The organism is Alteromonas sp. a30 (assembly GCF_026788005.1).
Classification (GTDB): domain Bacteria; phylum Pseudomonadota; class Gammaproteobacteria; order Enterobacterales; family Alteromonadaceae; genus Paraneptunicella.
In genome coordinates this window covers 1-15,465 of record NZ_JABEPE010000036.1, presented here as the reverse complement: position 1 = coordinate 15,465, position 15,465 = coordinate 1, and the positions used below count along the sequence as shown (strand labels likewise).

22 protein-coding genes are annotated in these 15,465 nt (G+C 44.8%); 3 read left to right on the top strand and 19 right to left on the bottom strand.

The genetic code is table 11. The features are described from left to right. Positions 1–159: 159 nt before the first annotated feature. Positions 160–468 carry a HigA family addiction module antitoxin gene (locus HJG39_RS18440; RefSeq protein ID WP_268411782.1) on the bottom strand — a complete coding sequence of 103 codons (309 nt, stop codon included), beginning with the start codon at positions 466–468 and terminating at the stop codon, positions 160–162. Between the two features lie 141 nt (positions 469–609). Here HJG39_RS18440 and HJG39_RS18435 point away from each other — a divergent pair, with 141 nt between their 5' ends. Then, a complete protein-coding gene (locus HJG39_RS18435; RefSeq protein ID WP_268411781.1) occupies positions 610–864 on the top strand; it encodes a type II toxin-antitoxin system ParD family antitoxin in 255 nt (84 codons plus the stop codon). Between the two features lie 75 nt (positions 865–939). Here the strand turns inward: HJG39_RS18435 and HJG39_RS18430 are convergent, their stop codons facing one another. The 17 genes from HJG39_RS18430 to HJG39_RS18350 all read right to left on the bottom strand — a co-directional run bounded on the left by HJG39_RS18430 (position 940) and on the right by HJG39_RS18350 (position 10,947). Further along, positions 940–1,245 carry a type II toxin-antitoxin system RelE/ParE family toxin gene (locus HJG39_RS18430; RefSeq protein ID WP_268411780.1) on the bottom strand — a complete coding sequence of 102 codons (306 nt, stop codon included), beginning with the start codon at positions 1,243–1,245 and terminating at the stop codon, positions 940–942. Further along, complete coding sequence (locus HJG39_RS18425; protein WP_268411778.1) at positions 1,233–1,490, bottom strand: type II toxin-antitoxin system Phd/YefM family antitoxin; 258 nt, start codon at positions 1,488–1,490, stop codon at positions 1,233–1,235. Before HJG39_RS18425 ends, HJG39_RS18430 begins: the two co-directional genes overlap by 13 nt. Before the next feature lie 229 nt (positions 1,491–1,719). Next, complete coding sequence (locus tag HJG39_RS18420) at positions 1,720–3,309, bottom strand: recombinase family protein (RefSeq protein WP_268411776.1); 1,590 nt, start codon at positions 3,307–3,309, stop codon at positions 1,720–1,722. A 12-nt stretch (positions 3,310–3,321) separates the two neighbouring features. Then, complete coding sequence (locus tag HJG39_RS18415; RefSeq protein ID WP_268411774.1) at positions 3,322–3,552, bottom strand: hypothetical protein; 231 nt, start codon at positions 3,550–3,552, stop codon at positions 3,322–3,324. After that, on the bottom strand, positions 3,553–4,851 hold the full coding sequence (locus HJG39_RS18410) for a relaxase/mobilization nuclease domain-containing protein (RefSeq protein ID WP_268411772.1): 1,299 nt from the start codon (positions 4,849–4,851) through the stop codon (positions 3,553–3,555). Continuing rightward, positions 4,848–5,219 carry a plasmid mobilization protein gene (locus HJG39_RS18405; protein ID WP_268411771.1) on the bottom strand — a complete coding sequence of 124 codons (372 nt, stop codon included), beginning with the start codon at positions 5,217–5,219 and terminating at the stop codon, positions 4,848–4,850. The genes HJG39_RS18410 and HJG39_RS18405 overlap by 4 nt, the downstream gene beginning before the upstream one ends. A gap of 69 nt (positions 5,220–5,288) precedes the next feature. Beyond that, positions 5,289–5,561: a hypothetical protein gene (locus HJG39_RS18400; RefSeq protein WP_268411769.1), complete on the bottom strand. Its 273-nt coding sequence runs from the start codon at positions 5,559–5,561 to the stop codon at positions 5,289–5,291. A 16-nt stretch (positions 5,562–5,577) separates the two neighbouring features. After that, entirely contained in the window at positions 5,578–5,826 is a 249-nt protein-coding gene (locus HJG39_RS18395; protein ID WP_268411767.1) for a hypothetical protein, read from the bottom strand. Positions 5,827–5,929: 103 nt separating this feature from the next. Next, complete coding sequence (locus HJG39_RS18390; protein WP_268411766.1) at positions 5,930–6,196, bottom strand: hypothetical protein; 267 nt, start codon at positions 6,194–6,196, stop codon at positions 5,930–5,932. Beyond that, on the bottom strand, positions 6,193–6,834 hold the full coding sequence (locus tag HJG39_RS18385) for a hypothetical protein (RefSeq protein WP_268411764.1): 642 nt from the start codon (positions 6,832–6,834) through the stop codon (positions 6,193–6,195). The genes HJG39_RS18390 and HJG39_RS18385 overlap by 4 nt, the downstream gene beginning before the upstream one ends. 14 nt (positions 6,835–6,848) lie before the next feature. Beyond that, entirely contained in the window at positions 6,849–7,763 is a 915-nt protein-coding gene (locus HJG39_RS18380) for a hypothetical protein (protein WP_268411763.1), read from the bottom strand. After that, on the bottom strand, positions 7,763–8,077 hold the full coding sequence (locus HJG39_RS18375; RefSeq protein WP_268411760.1) for a hypothetical protein: 315 nt from the start codon (positions 8,075–8,077) through the stop codon (positions 7,763–7,765). The genes HJG39_RS18380 and HJG39_RS18375 overlap by 1 nt, the downstream gene beginning before the upstream one ends. Next, complete coding sequence (locus HJG39_RS18370; RefSeq protein WP_268411758.1) at positions 8,074–9,078, bottom strand: type IV secretory system conjugative DNA transfer family protein; 1,005 nt, start codon at positions 9,076–9,078, stop codon at positions 8,074–8,076. The genes HJG39_RS18375 and HJG39_RS18370 overlap by 4 nt, the downstream gene beginning before the upstream one ends. Further along, complete coding sequence (locus tag HJG39_RS18365; RefSeq protein ID WP_268411755.1) at positions 8,996–9,940, bottom strand: type IV secretory system conjugative DNA transfer family protein; 945 nt, start codon at positions 9,938–9,940, stop codon at positions 8,996–8,998. Before HJG39_RS18365 ends, HJG39_RS18370 begins: the two co-directional genes overlap by 83 nt. Before the next feature lie 5 nt (positions 9,941–9,945). Beyond that, positions 9,946–10,143: a hypothetical protein gene (locus HJG39_RS18360; protein ID WP_268411753.1), complete on the bottom strand. Its 198-nt coding sequence runs from the start codon at positions 10,141–10,143 to the stop codon at positions 9,946–9,948. A 14-nt stretch (positions 10,144–10,157) separates the two neighbouring features. Next, a complete protein-coding gene (locus tag HJG39_RS18355) occupies positions 10,158–10,427 on the bottom strand; it encodes a hypothetical protein (protein WP_268411752.1) in 270 nt (89 codons plus the stop codon). Between the two features lie 127 nt (positions 10,428–10,554). Then, positions 10,555–10,947, bottom strand: a complete 393-nt coding sequence (locus HJG39_RS18350; protein WP_268411751.1) for a hypothetical protein — start codon at positions 10,945–10,947, stop codon at positions 10,555–10,557. A 289-nt stretch (positions 10,948–11,236) separates the two neighbouring features. On the opposite strand from HJG39_RS18350, the gene HJG39_RS18345 reads away from it, so the two are divergent. Continuing rightward, positions 11,237–11,500: a hypothetical protein gene (locus HJG39_RS18345; protein WP_268411750.1), complete on the top strand. Its 264-nt coding sequence runs from the start codon at positions 11,237–11,239 to the stop codon at positions 11,498–11,500. A 166-nt stretch (positions 11,501–11,666) separates the two neighbouring features. Further along, the gene (locus tag HJG39_RS18340) at positions 11,667–14,714 is read left to right on the top strand and encodes an ATP-binding protein (protein ID WP_268411749.1); all 3,048 of its coding nucleotides are present in this window, start codon (positions 11,667–11,669) and stop codon (positions 14,712–14,714) included. Between the two features lie 415 nt (positions 14,715–15,129). Here HJG39_RS18340 and HJG39_RS18335 read toward each other — a convergent pair. After that, the coding region (locus tag HJG39_RS18335) for a hypothetical protein (RefSeq protein ID WP_268411748.1) at positions 15,130–15,465 on the bottom strand (336 nt) is incomplete at its 5' end.

Sequence of the window (15,465 nt, the reverse complement as noted above, 5' to 3'; positions counted from 1 at the left end):
AACAGCGCTATTTAATTAGTGACGCAATGCAGTAGAGGCTTATTTTTATTTTGCGTTTTACGAACGTTGTGTTCTTAAAAGGTTCAATGTCGCGAGGTGGTAATCACTGAATAGATATGAAAAGCTGTTTGTTCGGTTAGGAGACGGGTAGGGCCATTTTTAAATGGCCTGCTTCGATAGCGTGTTGAAATCTACAACGTGGACTTTTGCTAAATCAGTGTTTTGTTTCGCGTGCCAAAGGTCATAATTATCTTGCATTGCTAACCAGCTTTCAGGGGTTCTACCGATAGCCTTTGAAAGTCTCAGAGCCATTTCTGGAGAGATAGCGCTCTGACCTTTTAAGATTCTATTTAGCGTAGATGAGGCAACATCAAGTTTTTTAGCCAAGTAGCGACAACTAACCCCTGTCGGCTCTAAATATACATCATGAATAAATTCACCGGGATGCGGGGGATTATGCATAGTCATTAGTGGTAGTCCTCATAGTTGAGAATATAAGCATTGCCATAATTAACATTGTTCAATACTAAATCATTTTGGGCTAGCATTTCTTAGTTAGCGTTGTTAATGATGAGACATATCCACTATTAGAATGTTAGAGGGGGTGCAATGGCGCAGTTAATTACGTTTTGTTTAACTCATGAGCAAGATGCTTTTATTGATGGGTTGATAGAAAGTGGTGATTATCAGAACCTGAATGAAGTAATACGCGAAGGTTTAAGGTTACTTAAAGAAAAAAACAGCTTCAAAGCAGAAGAATTACGCGAGCTTATAGCCGAAGGGGAAGCCACTCCAAAAATTGAAAATTGGTCTGGTGATGCATTTTTAAAAAGGATGAAAGTAAAGCAGCATGGGCAGCCATAATAATCATTATATTGTTCATGAAAGCGCCGAACTGTTACAAATGAGTTTTTGCATTTAGCCTTATAAATCTATTAATCAAGCTTCACTTTTCAGAAAAAACTTACGAAGATCTCCTTCTTGCCTCATGACATGCAAAATGTAAACGTTATCTTGCTCAAACTTGTAGAAAATACGGCAGGGATTCACAATAACTTCGCGGTAATTTGAGTTAGTCAACTCAGGTGGTTTTTTACCCGATTCAGGGTGACTTTCTAATCTCGAAACAGTGTTGAATATTTTCTGTACTAACTTCTTGGCGGCGAATGTATGACTTAAGGCAATATATTCCGCTATCTCATTAACTTCGTTGAGCGCTGATGTAGTCCATATTACTTCAGCCATTTGCTCATTTTCTCTTTCGCTTCTTGGTTTGATAATACGTTGCCATTTCTGATTTCTTGTTCACCACGAGCAATACCTTCTAAGATAGCCATTCTTCGTTGCATGAACTCATAGTCTTCAACATCAACCAAGTAAGCTGAAGGTTGACCATGCTCTGTAATTAAAACAGGCTCTTTTGATGTATGTAGGTCTGATAAAATTTTGGTTGCTTGACGTTTAAGTGTTGTAACAAGTTCAACTTTCATGATTAATTCCAAGTGAGAATTTAAACAAAGTATCATTATAGTATCACATGATTTTGAGGATACAATTTAAGCGAGTAGGCCCTTTAAAAATAATCGTATCGAATAGATATTTTGGGCAAAACAAGCCGACACATTGGCGGACACCTACGATTAATGAGTATCTGTTAGGACTGTGGTAGATTACTGAAAATACAAGGGGTAGGGCTGTATCCCCTATTTTAAAAGGGCTTCAATAAGGATTTAAAATCCCTCGAAGGTAACTTCGTGCCGGTTCAAGTCCGGCCCCGGGCACCAAATCACAGTAACCACCACTCAATTGCTCTGTAAGCCAGAATGGCTGCGCGATTGGGAGGGGTTTTGCGGTTCTAAAACCTAATTTTAGGTCATATTCTAACTTGTCAGTAAATACCAGTTTTAGCACGGTTCTTTTGTGCTTTATGTCGTCTGAAAGCCAGAGTTTATGCGGGTTTTCTAAAAAATTCATAGCGGTTCTAAAAGTGGTTTCAAAATCAGGCAATGGTCTGCCGCAATTTTTGATTTTTTCATCCACTTCGGCTTTTTTTCGCTCTAGCTCCTGAATACTTTTTTCATAGGTGCTGATTAGTGTTGGGCTTTCAGTATCAATGACCCGAGCCACAAGCTTCTCGATTTTACTCTCAATTCCTTTGAGCGTTTCTACATTGCTTGCATGGTTTGACTGGTGATTATTTCGGCGCTTGCCCCAGTGTATCGAAAAGTTCTTCTTTGCCAGTTCAAATAGGTCAGAAGACGGTTTGAGCTTGATGAGCATGTCATTAAACTCGCTTTCCACTTTCTCTGCTTTTGCGGATTTGCCGTACTGTGAGCAGCCTTTACGGTAACAAAGGTAGTAATCGTAATATTGGGAGCGTCCTTTGCTTTTTGCCGAGGTAAGCGTTTCACCACAGCCTGAGCAGGTGATAAATCCTCTTAGCGGGAAATCTAAATTCAAATCTTTACGGGTAGGAGCTTTAGCTTGGCCGTTTAAACGATTTTGAATGGCTAAATACATTTCGTAGCTGATAAGTGGCTCATGTTTAGCTGGAACCATGTTGATCCCACGGGCAGGGAAGTGGATATAACCCGCATAGAGCACATTTTCTAGCATCCTCCTAACGCGCTCGAATGTCACATCGCCATTCTTTCCTTTGGGAAAACAGGCTTGTGCATTTAAGAAGTTCCTGACCTCACTTTGCGTTTCAAAGCGACCACAAGCAAACGATTCCAACGCATGTTGCACGATAGTCGCGGCAGGCTCATTTCTGACTAACAATTTGCCGTGGCCTTGCATGTTTTTATACTTATATCCTACGGCGGGAATAGATGCGACACTGTAGCCTTGTATCAATTGGGCGTGGGTGCGGTTGATGCTTTGTTCGCGGTTTTTATCCCGAAAGTGCTGGGAAACAGACGCCATCAAGTTTTCTACTAATATTTCATCTGGGGAAGAGCCAAATTCGATGGATGGAGACAATAGCTTGCCACCTGCGGCTTCAATCGTGGTACGTAGTTCTAGGTGAGCTTTCATGCCGCGGGCTAGACGAGAAATATCATCTATTAAAACAGCCGTGACTTCACTTTGCTGTTTTAAAAATTCAAGCATTGCTTGCATGGCGGGGCGCTCTACCAAAGAGCCTGAAATCCCCTCGTCATGAAAGACCTGTATCACTTCCAGCCCTTTATGCTCTGCATACTGTTCACAGCGCACTCGTTGCGAGGACAGGCCGCTTCCTTCGGTCAATTGCTTAACAGAAGAAACGCGCGCGTAGATAACGGCATATCGTGGGGATTTCTCTTTCATGAGGTCGCTCCATTAATGTATCGTTGGTTTCTTATTAGTGGATATTTGATCAGTATTATGACTCTGTAAATTACCCGCTTCAAGCTGTTCACAACTAAGTTGTATCGGATGAACGCCCCATGCGGCATCTACGAAAGATTCAGTGAATCCCCATACGGTTTTTATGATCTCAATTCGCTGTTCTAACGGGAGGTTGAAGTTTTCCGTGTAAGGGAGCAGTTCTGCGAGTTCTTCTTGTGTCATTTAAAGCTCCAGATTGGGTTTGTGTTGCTGAGCTGCTGTATGCTGATTAATGCGCTCAAACTCTCGTTTAAGCTTGCCTTTAAGCGCGATGCCTTGGCTTTGTTGGACGAAGCTGGCATTGAGGGCAATGGTCTCGGCTTGCTGTTTTTCGCGCAGTGTTACCAGCTCTTTTTGTAATGCTTGTCTGTCATGGATGTGCTGCTGGATAAGGGCTTCTTTTTCTTTTAAATCGCGGGCAATGCACGCTCTGGCCTCGGCTTCGTTTTTTTGCTTTTGTTTGCGAGAGCGGCCTGTCACAAAATCAAATAACCCACCCAAGCCTTTACGCAGACGTTTAAGCCGCTTTTGATTTTCTTGAGCGGAGCGCGTTTGTTGTCCTGTTGCCAAGTCGCTGCGTTCTTGGCGCTGCTGCGCAATCATCTGGCGCTTTTGTTCTGTTAGTGGTTGGCGCTCCAGCTTGTGCTTGAGAGCTTGTTCGCGGCGCAAGCGTTTGTGAATGCCGTAACGCTCCCTTGCAACGATGGCTTTGATTTCGGTGATGGATTGCGCGGTTGCAGGCTCGCCCAGTTTGGCGCGGATGTCTTTGGCGGTAGCGCCAAGGTTACGCTTGTTCAGCGGGTAAATCTCACCTTGCCAGCTAACGGCGACAAAGCCATTGCGCCTGTCTCCACGGGCGAGAAAGCATCCAGCCTCACCAAGTGCGGCTTTAAAGCTGGCGCGGTTATCCGATTGCTCCCAGCTCTTTTTTATGGCTCCTTTGATTTGCTTGGGGTGAAGGCCAAGGCGCTTGGCTTGTTGCCACTCGGCAAGGGTGAAATTGCGCGGGTCGGCCTGATAACCTGTTTTGAAGCCCTTGGGTAAGTCCCAACCATTTTCTAAAAATAAATCCCGTGATAAATCATTAAGGCGCTGTTTGTAATAAGGCAGCTTGATGGCTTTCATTGTTTGGTTATCAATGCGTGAAGCCACCACATGAAAATGCCTGCGGCCTTCTTTTTCATGGGCAACCACGATATGAGGCTGGTTTTTTAAGCCCACTTTCTCAAGCGCGCGTTTGGCTGCATCAAATACCGCTTCGTTATTGACCGTCTCTTTTTCTGGCGGTGAGATTACCAGTGAGAACAAAAACTTCTTACATTGTGTCGCGCGGCTCACGGCGTAAGCTTCTTGCAAAGCACCATCAAGGTTTTGTTGGCAAAAGCCCTCGATTTTAAGCACGTCCACATGGTCGTTTTCATAGCTTGTTAAATGGGCGGCAAGCTGCCTTGCCCCGCCGCGTTGGTTGGCTTTTAAAATCATGCTTTTACTCCTAATCCTTTAATGAGCATTTGGCGTATCCACATTACGGTGTCATACGCTTCATTGAGCTGGGCAATCACATCGGGGGTGACTTCCAATGTGCCAGTATTGACCGCATGGGCAATTTGGTTGAGGTTATTGGCAATCCTTGATGCCCCAAGTGCAGATAGTAGCTGTGCCAGCTCATTGCGCTCATGACGTTTCATACTCAGCAGCGTGTAGCTTTGTTCAAAATCCTTGCTGAACAGCTTCAAACGGATAAGTGCAGCATTGCTGACACCAAGGTTTTTCGCCATGTTTTCAAGCTTGGTTCGCTCTTGCTCGGTCATGCGAAACGAGAATATGTGTGTCACAAGATTTGCTGGCATGGATGCACCTGTTTCCTATTGGTTAAAGAGGTGTCAAGCCCACCACATAGAAGGGCTTGGCAATAAGGTTTAGATACGTTGCGTTACATTATCCGTGTGGGATAAGTTCACAGGCGCTTCTTGTTTTTGCTGGCGCATTTTCAAGAGCGCTTCTTTGGCTTCGCGGGACTGCAAAACAATTTTTTGGTCATTGAAGTTTCCTGTCATATAGCCGTTGTCGTTTTTCCAAAGCGCGCCTTGTTTGCTCCATAAGGTCTTGCCGTTTTCTTCGGTTACAACATGCACTTCATAATCAGGCTTGCGCCCTTTGGTTGTTGGAATGGTGTTTTGGTTTTCACTCATGTTTTTTCCTTTCGGTTTAGTGGTAGGTCACAGTGTTGTTGCGTGGGCGAGCGATGAATCCACCGCTGATGGTGACGAACTGATATTCCAGTGTGCTGCCATCGGGTGCCCAAAAGTTGCCGACATGGAAGTCGTAGGTTTCCCCGTCTACTTCCAATATTTGAAACACGTCATGCGTAGGCGGTGACATGCGTCTTGGTGGTAGTGCAAGTGGGGGTTGTGTTGAATATAGGCTTTCTCCTTCGTTTAAAAAGTTAGTGTTCATGAGTTCATTGCATCCTTGCGAGGTTAAAAAAGTGTTAAATTACAATGCGTTGACGGCGCACAGTCTCCTAGACTGTGAACCTTTCAAAAAAGTTAATGGGTGGTTACATCTGTATGCCCTTTGATTTTGATTGCTGATTAAACTGGGCTTTGGCGTAACCTTTTTGGGCTTTTAATGCCCGCTCGTTGCGTATCTTTTCCAGTCCGCCATAAAGCGCGTGCGTTAACTCGTTTTCCTTTTGCTGCATTTGCCGCTCAACTTCCTTGTGTACATCGCGCTCTAATTTCCCACCGGGTGTCAGGCTGGGTTTTGGGGTGATGTCCTTTTTCCTTGCTCTGAGCTGCTCCAGCTCAAAGCGAAAGGCTGTCACTTAATCACCGCTTTGAAGTGGCTGTTCGTTTGCTTGAAATATTCGCTCCATGCTTCGCGAAGTCTGACCATCTCGGAATCGTGACGCCCAATGCCAAGGCCATAGAAAATCACTGTGCATCCCTTGAGGTTGTCTTGTGCGAAGGTATTCGGTGATGGCAGGCTGACTTCACCTGCCAGTAGTTTGTTAGGGTCAACATATTCAGAGGCTTCAATGCCATCGGTTAGCACCAGTACGGTGCTGCCTGTTTGCTCACAGCCAAAGTCATTGCGCCCAAAATAAGCAATCAGATTGGTACTGCCTTGCTCTTTGGCCTGACTTGCCAAGGTTGTCAGCTTGCTTTGAATGCCTTTGACAAGCTGCTTTTGGTTTTTACGGGTAAGCGTGACCTGAAGTGCTTCGAAGTTATCGAAGCTTTGTAGGCTGCCAAAGCTTTGTAACACCACGCTATCGCCTGTGCTTAATTGGGATACGTGTTGGCTGGCGTAATACGCCGCCCCTTTGGATGCGCGCTCATCTTTTAAAAAAGGGTTGGAGCCACTTAAATCGACAGCAATGGTCAATTGAGCGCTTTGTGCGCTGGCGCTTAATAGTAGTGTGGCGAGTAGCTTAGTTGCGATGGGTTTAAGGTTTTTCATGGTAACGCTCCGCTTTAGTGAAAGTGTTTGAAAATCTGGTCACGGGTAATGCCATCAAGGGCTTTCATGGCTTTTTTAAGTTGTTCGGCATTTAAGGATTGAGGCAGCTCAATCGGGCTATTCATCAGCTCTGCTTGCGCCAGTGCCGCGCGCGGCTCTTTAAGGGCATCATCAATGGCAAGTAAAATGTCGGTGGCAACATCATTTTGCAGCTCGGCCTCGGGGCGAATAACAAGGCCGCCAAGGTCATCTTTTAGCTCGCGGGCGTGTTTTTCTGCGTTTTGGTAGCCGTCCATGTCTTTTTTATCCGTGCGGTAAGTTCCCACGCGAATAACGATTTGTTTGAAATGGCGGGCAAAGCCGTTAAAGGCATGGTGTGATACAAAGATATTGATAATCGCCAGTGCGCCAATGCCTGCACTGAACAAGATGGCGGCAATGGGTGAGCCGATTGTCTCCATAAAATGGCTCAGCCAGTCATTCTCGTTTTCTACTGCGCTGTTATCCCAAAGCGTGTCGCTTTGCAGCAAGCTCAACACGCCATCATTAAAAATAATGACCGCCAATAACGTGCCAATCCCCAGCAAATAAATGGGAAGCAGGTTGGCAGAGATCCGATTGATAAACAGCAAAGTACGATGGTCGGCGTTGCTTTGTGCTAAAAAATGCACGGCAACAACCAGTATCAAAGAACTAAAGCCCATGACCTCGGGCGTCCAAAAGGTGCTTTCTTCTCCTGCGAGGTAATCAAAAACGCGGTAGAGGATTTCAAATTCAAAGGCGATAACGCCCAAGGCCAATAGGCCGCACAAGGTCACGCTTAGCGCGTAAAACGGAACGGGCAGCAGCGCATTGCGGCTTTTTTGCACCTCGGCAGCAAGGGCATTTTTAATGTGTGGGGCAAAGACCCCTTCAAAGGTTAACGACATTAGTCTTCTCCTTGTGTGGTGGCAGTGGCTTTCGGGTTGTGCTGGTTTGCCAGTGCTTTGATAGTGTCTTTAAAGTTTCTGTTGGCATCGAATTGCCACAAAGTGGCGTGGTGGCGCAGCATGAGCTGAATAGCGAAGGTTTGCGCTTGGCTTAGACTGGTCTCAAAATCACGCTGTAATGCGGCTTTTAGGCTGTCTTGCTCATTGAGCCGATGCTGTAGCATGGCCTTGGCAAAGCCCAAATTGGGCAGTGCCAAGTTACTTACGGACTCTTTGATGCGCTGTATGAAATCGTCATAGCGGTTGTTCATCATGGCTCTCCAGTGTGGTTGCGTTGTTGTATAGAATACGGGGCGGCGCTGTTGGCGTGCCTCGCATTTGCCTCGCCACCAGTATCAGGGCGGCGGGGACGGGATTTGGGAAAGTTGAGTAAAAAACGGGGAATGCGTTTACGTAGAGGTTCTTTATGGTCGGGGTCTGCCTGATAACGGGTAACGGGCAGCTCGTGAAAGTAATTGGTGATTTTAAGCTTTAGGGCACGACCACCCGCCAGCACGGCAATCAGGTTGCCGTGATGTGGCGATAAGAAGCGTTTAACTTGCTCGGCAGACATGACGCTGGCAGTCCAGCGCTGCGCTTCTTGGCCTGTACGTGGGTTGCGTTTAACCCAGCTACGCTTGCCCAGTACATCGCTGATATGTTTGAGGTTGTCAGGGTGATTGCTCGCCATAAACAGCACTGCATCGGCATTACCCTCAAAACTGCGATAGGTTTTGGGGTAGGCGGCCTTCATTCCCTCAATATCCTGAGCAATGGCGACAATGGATTGCCCGTAGGAGCGCGCCACTGGCAAGGCGACTTCCAAAGTTTGGTTGTAGCCTTGGGCTTGCACCTCATCAATGATGCACAGGCATTGGCCTTTTTTGTGTTTTACCGCTTCAAAGGTGTAGGTGGTGAAGTTGGTGAATGCGCGTAAAAGCGGCTGTAATTCCTCGCGCAGAGATAACACAGGCACAACGAATGAGAGCACAATATCATCGCGGGTTTTTGCCTCACTTAACGGGCGCGTTGTTTGCATCAGCATGTGACGCACGGTGGGAAAGTCCAGCCATTTAGTTTGCTCTTGCAGCGTGGCAATAAGCGAGGATTTGGTATCCCCCGAGGCATTGATAAACGCCGATGCCTGTGCGCTTATCGCGCCCTCAAAATGCGGGTTTTGTAAAAGCTGCTGGTCAAGTAGCTCTCGTGCTTCCTCGGTGCTGCTTTCCAGTGAGCCATCCTCGTGCTTCCTCGGTGCTGCTTTCCAGTGAGCCATCCTCGTTATAAACGCGGTAGCCATGCACAATCAGCTCGCGGATATAGGCAAGATTGTGCTGGTTTTGGGGGTGCTTGCTCATTACATGCAACACCAAGGCGATAAAATACCCGCGCGCGGTGTCGCTGAAAAAAGGCTGTTTGCTACTGGCGGGTGTGACAATCAAGCTTTGCCCTAAACGTACCGCCCATTTCACCGCAGCTTCATGGCCTTCTCGGGCAATGGCAAAGTGAATATCATCCAGCGGATTCCACTGGGCGGTGGTTTCTGGTGAATAAGGGTTAAACACCACCCAATTCCTGCGGTCATTGGCTTGTAGCGCGTGTGTGATTTGGCCTTTCGGGTCGATAAGCCATGCGCTGCCACGCCACAAAGACAGCATGGTAATGAGCCAAGTGGTTTTGCCCGCCCCGCTCATGGCGTACACCATCAAATGCCGCTGAATATCAATGCCAACGGGCTGCAATAACCCAAAGCCTTTAAACCATACTCTTCCCAGTAAAATCCCCGATGGGGGGAGTAGGCGGGTCATGGTGGTAAAAGAGCCTGCAAAGCCGCCTGTTTCATGGGGTTGATTACGTTTAAAGAACTCTAGCCAGTTTGAAAAACGCATGAACAAACGATAGAGCGTGCGCCAGTAAGGCACAGTGCTTGGCAGATACCGATACATTTTAGGGTTGTATAGGCCGAAAAAGCGCAGCGCCCATAACAACAGGTTTTTGAAAACCAAGGCGGTGAGACTGGCGCTTAAGCCCATCGCCAACGCCAGCCTAACTATTTCAGCGGGCGTCATGGCACCAAGGGTTTCAATCACCTGCACCCATTCGGGCAGGTAGTAGGCGAGCAATTGACGATTATCCATAGCCATTACTCGTAAATGCCAAGCCATTGCTTGATTTTACCGAAGGCAATTTTCCAGACCTTCGCCCAAAAGATAAGCGCAACCGCACCCGTAATCAGCCATGCCCAGCCGCTATCGAGGTGATGGAGCGAGTAGCCCCAAAACATCAATACGCCATTAATCAAAAACTGTGCAGGCCACAATAAAAATGCTTGGAATGTCATGATTGCCCCCTTAACTAACGGCGGCGAAGCAAGGCACGCGCTCGGCGCTGCTTTTCGCGTTCGACTTGCTGCTCACTGGCCTTATGTTGGGCACTTAACTTGCGTATTTGCTGTTTGTAGTCGCGAGTTAGCCTTTGATGATAATAGGTGCTAAGCATGTTGGTGATTAACAGCACCAATGACAGAGCCAGTGAGAGAAATAAATCCATACGCAGGTTAAAGAAGGAAAAATAAAAACCTGCACCAATAACCGTTATCACTGCGCCATAAATTAGGTTTTTCATGATACTCACCTTAACGTTTGCTTTGATATGACCACGTTAAAACAAGGTCTAATCGGGTTTGGGAAAGAGCGTGATTTTTGGAATAAAAAGGGAGCGGATATTCCCGCCCCTTGATTGACGCGGTGGCTTAGAAAGCGTCCTCTTGTAGCTCATCAAGGCAAAGCTCCTGACGCCGACACCACTCACTCACATAAGCGGCGTAATCTTGATCGAGGTACTGCATACACATTGATAGATATTGCAGCAGGTCATACTCGCGGCTTTGGCTTTTGGGCTTGCCGTTGCTATCCGTTTTTAGAATGTTGCGTAATGTGCGCGCATCGTCATCTGTCACTTGATGCCAGTGAGGGATATGCACACACTGAATATCTACTTTACTGCACAGTTCAGACATCGCTTTTGTCAAAACATCGGCTAGCTCTCGGCTTGAATATCCCAATGCATTTAATGACTTATGCAAGGCGCAGTAGCCGCCATTATTTTTAAAAAATACGTTTGGAACTACTTTTGTCATACTCATTTGTTTTCACCTTTTAATTAGGCGAAAACAGCGCTGTTTTCAGTCGTACGTTTGGTTGTGACGGTAATGGCCTGTTACCGAAAATCCTCTGCCTCTCAGAGAACACCTCAATGGTCGTACATAAAGAATTCCGACTTCTATTCAGAAAAACTGGGAGTTGCTCAGAAAAAATTCTGACTAGGGGGGTAGCTTTTGCGGAGTTAACTCTTTATTAAGAATCCGTAGGTAAGTTAGGGGGGAAGAAATGCTGTAATTTGCATTTCAATAATGAATAGGGAGCTAAATAAGGATGACTAAACCCAAATCATTAACGCAGATATTTACAACGAAAGACGTTCCAAAGGAATATGCAGAACTTTTTCGAGACATATACCGAGCAAATATAGGCGCAGGAGCAGAAGTCACCCAAGCAGACTTGTTGAGTGAAGCCATCTACGATTTGGCGGTGAAACATTTCGGTGAAAATATCGCAGAAGCATCTTTAAGCGGCGCTAAATTTATGACTGGTGGGGTTGAACCAAAAGCCGCCCCCAAAGACCCTGAAATTAATTAAAACAGTCGTTCTCAACATCGGATCAAATTTTCGCAATAGGTTTAAAAATATACCAACTTGCCATAAAATGCTGCAGTTCACGTAACGAACTACCTGACTAGAGCAAACCCGGCCAGTCTTCACTCGTCGGGTTAATTTGCTTGAGTGTGATCTGGAGCCTGCGACAATGGATAACACCGTGTCACCTTCGATGAGAACAACAGATATATTAGAAGCTATTTGTAGGACATTAACTACTGGCGGACGAAGACAAGCTCTCAAATACCACGCCGTACAAAAGACAACTGACTTAAGAGGATGTTGGGAAGGCTATTATCTGCTTGAATATGGAGATATGCTTCATAAAAAAGACCATAAAGCTTTTGATGCTGCATTTAAAAAAAATAATGGGTTGGACGATGGCATAAAATTTTTACAAAAACTCCCCTCTGAAAAAGCGACAAGCCTTAAACGAGGTAGAAGCATTTTTCAAAGCTTCGCAGATGCGCAGGGTATTTCCTTGGAGGAATGTTTGCTGGATTTTTTAGAATTTTGCAAAATGCGTGGTTTTCAGCTCTATTTATTCCGCGACAATCCAGACAAATTATTTAATACCATTGACGATATCAAATCACATATCGACCTCGTTTATAGTGGGAAAAGCAACGAACTATCTCGTCTAATCCAACAATCTGTAATTCAATATAAAGATCCGTTTTCACGCCGCATAAATTTGCTCACCAATGATTGGTATCCGCGCAAACATATTTCATCAGAAATAGAAAAATATATTAGGACAAACCCTAAGGGATATATCACGATTATTGGCGAGGCCGGTGCAGGTAAAAGCTCGATTATGGCTGATGCAGTAAAGTCTTACCGTGAAAAAGAAGAATACATATGTGTTTGGCACTTCATACAATATAAAACTGACTACGATCGAACTATTAGCTTCGCCAAAACCTTATATGAAAGATTGAGCTTATTTTTTTCTTTAGATGAGTTTAAAGAGAACTACGAACATTTTTGCAAGAATGCTGATTACCCCTTAACTCAAGCCTTCATTCACGAAATTATCGAAGAGTCTGCGTTGCAACTCTCAAGTTCGGATAAGAAAATTGTCATTTTTCTCGATGCGCTTGATGAAGCAGATATTACTGAAGTAACGAGAATGGCAACAACCTTCGCCATTCCCAGCCTCTTGCCTGATGGCGTTATCGTGGTTGTGTCTTCTCGCCATAGTGAAAAAGAGAAATATGCAGACAGTCCACCTCCTTTAGAACTTGTTTTAAACAAAGAACAAGAATTTCAGCGAGAAGATATAGAGGGCTTCATAGAACACAAGCTTCAAGAAAATAAAGACTTTGTTGAGGCATGGTTAGATGAATATAAGATCCAATATGATGATTTCAAACAGCTCTTATGTGAGAAGAGTGATTATCTGTTTTTGTATCTTGCTCAAGTCTTCAAAGACTTATCAAGCTATTCACCGAATAAGCTTCCAAATGGATTGAGAGGCTATTACGACGAACAATATAATCGCTTGATGAACAATGACAAAAGTCGAACCAAACAAAAAGTAATATTGGGGGGAATACTGGCGTTCGCACCAGACCTGTCTCTTCTCAGATTATCTCAATTCGCTAAGGATGTACTTGAAAGTGTTGACTTGCTCGAATTGACGGAAAGCTGGATAAAGTTGAGGTTAATAGACCTTTTAACTGTAGGCGATGAGTCGTATTTTCGTTTCGCTCACTTGTCGTTTTATGAATATCTGAGTGAAAATAGAAAAGTGGAACTGGAAGCTGTGCTTCAGGTTTCGAACTGCTACTTGAATTTGGCAACTGCTCTGAACGAGAGTTACCGCATTGATTCAGAAAAATTTGTTTTTAACGTCCCTATGTCGGAGCGATTTAAGAATGAATTTTTCCGTATTTTTTGCACTTCTATGATGAAGGCAAAAATGTATGAAGTACTATCGGAGCGATTAACTAATCGTACCTTTTGCCGAAAGTTGATATCCCATGATGAAAGCATGACAAATGAAATCATAAATCATGCTATGGATTTATATGACGCTATTATTCAGTTGGGTGAAGATGGAAAGGAAGTGGCACGACGGCTTGTTCATAATTTTTACCTGCATATCACACCAAGAGAAAACCCAATTATTGAATACGGAGAAATAGTTCTATTAGCTTCTAATCGTCGTAGCAAGCCTTTCTTTGAGACATTAAAAGAAGAAAGGAATAGTCAAAATTCTTGGGGGAAAATTATAAATGAACGAAAAAAAAGCCTCAACACAAGCAAATCAACTGACGGAAATGAGGTGCCTTTTGGTGACTTGGGCTGGCTAACCGCTGAGGAGTTGAGAGAGTATGCCGTTGATATAAAGGAGAGGTTTAGAAGAACTTTGCAATACCACGCAGCACTGCGAGAATACCAGAATATATTGCCATACTATAAATCTTACTACGAAAATGGAGAAATAGCGGCGAAAGAGTTGTCAATTCTGTTTTATGAGCTGGGCTATTCAAATTATGTGTTAGGCAATTTCGAAACATCCATTACGCATTATGAGCAGGGAGAACATTTTGCTAGAATTGCTGATGATGGTGTAGGGATTTATATTAGTAAATATGAAATATATCACGCACAGTTCATGGGGGGACTGAAGGAAGCCCACTCTTCTTATAGCTTAATGATTGATTGTCTGCGTAGCATCTCGGATTTTTATCGAAAAGGGATAGAAGTTGCCAGAAGTCGTTATTGGATCTTCAATATACAGCAGCGAGCCGTAATAATTGCCACCGTTTTGGAAGATGTTACAGAAGCGGAGTTGCGATTTGAACATGCTTTTCATACTGGTGACTTTTATCTTGAACTATCCAAGGATAACCCAACTCCCTCTTGGCTGAGAATGTACAATTCTGCAAAGGCTGGTATTTGCTATTTAAACGGAGATTACGAAGGAGCACTAAAATTTTTATCAACATTCCTAAATTGTGGTTTGGATAAGTTCGGTGCGCATGAACCTGATATGCTTGATACGAGTCTATATGTCGAAGAATCTTCAAGAAGTTACTACTATGCTGGTTTAGCATTGAAGAAAATTGGGCAAAATGATTTGGCAGCTAGCGTGCTTAAATTAGGGTTAAATAAACCCGTATATTTAGGCAATTACTTCTTTCAAGGGTTAATTACTAAAGAGTTGAGTGCCCTAAATTCGTTGTAACTTGTAAAACCATTTTTTTACTCCTCACCGACCGCGCCGCAAGATGTCCCCAATGTAATACATCCCCAAAAACTACCTGTCACAAGTGAACCGTTTTTGGGGATACATTGGGGCAATCTTGGCAAAGGAGACGCTGCCGCTCTCCTGTTGCATACCTCTAGGATGTGGTTTGTTTTTGGCATTGAGCCATTCAACAAACCAGTGAAACGAGTGCGCGTTTCAAACTTCCGCAGTTAGGGGCTATTTCGCAGCCCCTTAACAATCCCACGATTCAGGGCGCAGTCAATCGCCCCGAAACCCATCGACCAAAGAGCGTGTTCCTGCCCTTTGGAAACCTGAACCAACCGTGCGCCGATTGGATGCCGTGAATTTCTCAAAGTTCAATCATGACCAAGAATGGTTCTTGGATACCCCCTTAACAATCCATCTGGAAAATGAGCGATAGCAGATCCATTCGTCCGCTAATCTCCAGCTCAATATCATACAACTTGCTCGTTATGATTTGTCGCTGCCTTCGGCGAAAAGTCTTGCTATGGCGCAGCTTTAGGCATATCTCATACAAACTTCTCAGCTCCCAAAAACTCAGTGATTGCAGGTTAAATGACAGGGTGAGCGGCATGGTGCTGGCTCCTTGGTTTGCCAAGACTTCAACGAACGAAGCCTTTTCTCGCCACTGCGCGCGTTGGAAAATGCTGCGTTTTCGGTGATGTTGATGCGCCTCTATTGCGCCAATCCTTTGCGTAAAAGCCGC

Bases quoted from the DNA above. Each gene is read 5' to 3' on its own strand.
- HJG39_RS18440 (WP_268411782.1), bottom strand. From the start codon at position 468: ATGACTATGCATAATCCCCCGCATCCCGGTGAATTTATTCATGATGTA.
- HJG39_RS18435 (WP_268411781.1), top strand. From the start codon at position 610: ATGGCGCAGTTAATTACGTTTTGTTTAACTCATGAGCAAGATGCTTTT.
- HJG39_RS18430 (WP_268411780.1), bottom strand. From the start codon at position 1,245: ATGGCTGAAGTAATATGGACTACATCAGCGCTCAACGAAGTTAATGAG.
- HJG39_RS18425 (WP_268411778.1), bottom strand. From the start codon at position 1,490: ATGAAAGTTGAACTTGTTACAACACTTAAACGTCAAGCAACCAAAATT.
- HJG39_RS18420 (WP_268411776.1), bottom strand. From the start codon at position 3,309: ATGAAAGAGAAATCCCCACGATATGCCGTTATCTACGCGCGCGTTTCT.
- HJG39_RS18415 (WP_268411774.1), bottom strand. From the start codon at position 3,552: ATGACACAAGAAGAACTCGCAGAACTGCTCCCTTACACGGAAAACTTC.
- HJG39_RS18410 (WP_268411772.1), bottom strand. From the start codon at position 4,851: ATGATTTTAAAAGCCAACCAACGCGGCGGGGCAAGGCAGCTTGCCGCC.
- HJG39_RS18405 (WP_268411771.1), bottom strand. From the start codon at position 5,219: ATGCCAGCAAATCTTGTGACACACATATTCTCGTTTCGCATGACCGAG.
- HJG39_RS18400 (WP_268411769.1), bottom strand. From the start codon at position 5,561: ATGAGTGAAAACCAAAACACCATTCCAACAACCAAAGGGCGCAAGCCT.
- HJG39_RS18395 (WP_268411767.1), bottom strand. From the start codon at position 5,826: ATGAACACTAACTTTTTAAACGAAGGAGAAAGCCTATATTCAACACAA.
- HJG39_RS18385 (WP_268411764.1), bottom strand. From the start codon at position 6,834: ATGAAAAACCTTAAACCCATCGCAACTAAGCTACTCGCCACACTACTA.
- HJG39_RS18380 (WP_268411763.1), bottom strand. From the start codon at position 7,763: ATGTCGTTAACCTTTGAAGGGGTCTTTGCCCCACACATTAAAAATGCC.
- HJG39_RS18375 (WP_268411760.1), bottom strand. From the start codon at position 8,077: ATGATGAACAACCGCTATGACGATTTCATACAGCGCATCAAAGAGTCC.
- HJG39_RS18370 (WP_268411758.1), bottom strand. From the start codon at position 9,078: ATGGCTCACTGGAAAGCAGCACCGAGGAAGCACGAGGATGGCTCACTG.
- HJG39_RS18365 (WP_268411755.1), bottom strand. From the start codon at position 9,940: ATGGATAATCGTCAATTGCTCGCCTACTACCTGCCCGAATGGGTGCAG.
- HJG39_RS18360 (WP_268411753.1), bottom strand. From the start codon at position 10,143: ATGACATTCCAAGCATTTTTATTGTGGCCTGCACAGTTTTTGATTAAT.
- HJG39_RS18355 (WP_268411752.1), bottom strand. From the start codon at position 10,427: ATGAAAAACCTAATTTATGGCGCAGTGATAACGGTTATTGGTGCAGGT.
- HJG39_RS18350 (WP_268411751.1), bottom strand. From the start codon at position 10,947: ATGAGTATGACAAAAGTAGTTCCAAACGTATTTTTTAAAAATAATGGC.
- HJG39_RS18345 (WP_268411750.1), top strand. From the start codon at position 11,237: ATGACTAAACCCAAATCATTAACGCAGATATTTACAACGAAAGACGTT.
- HJG39_RS18340 (WP_268411749.1), top strand. From the start codon at position 11,667: ATGGATAACACCGTGTCACCTTCGATGAGAACAACAGATATATTAGAA.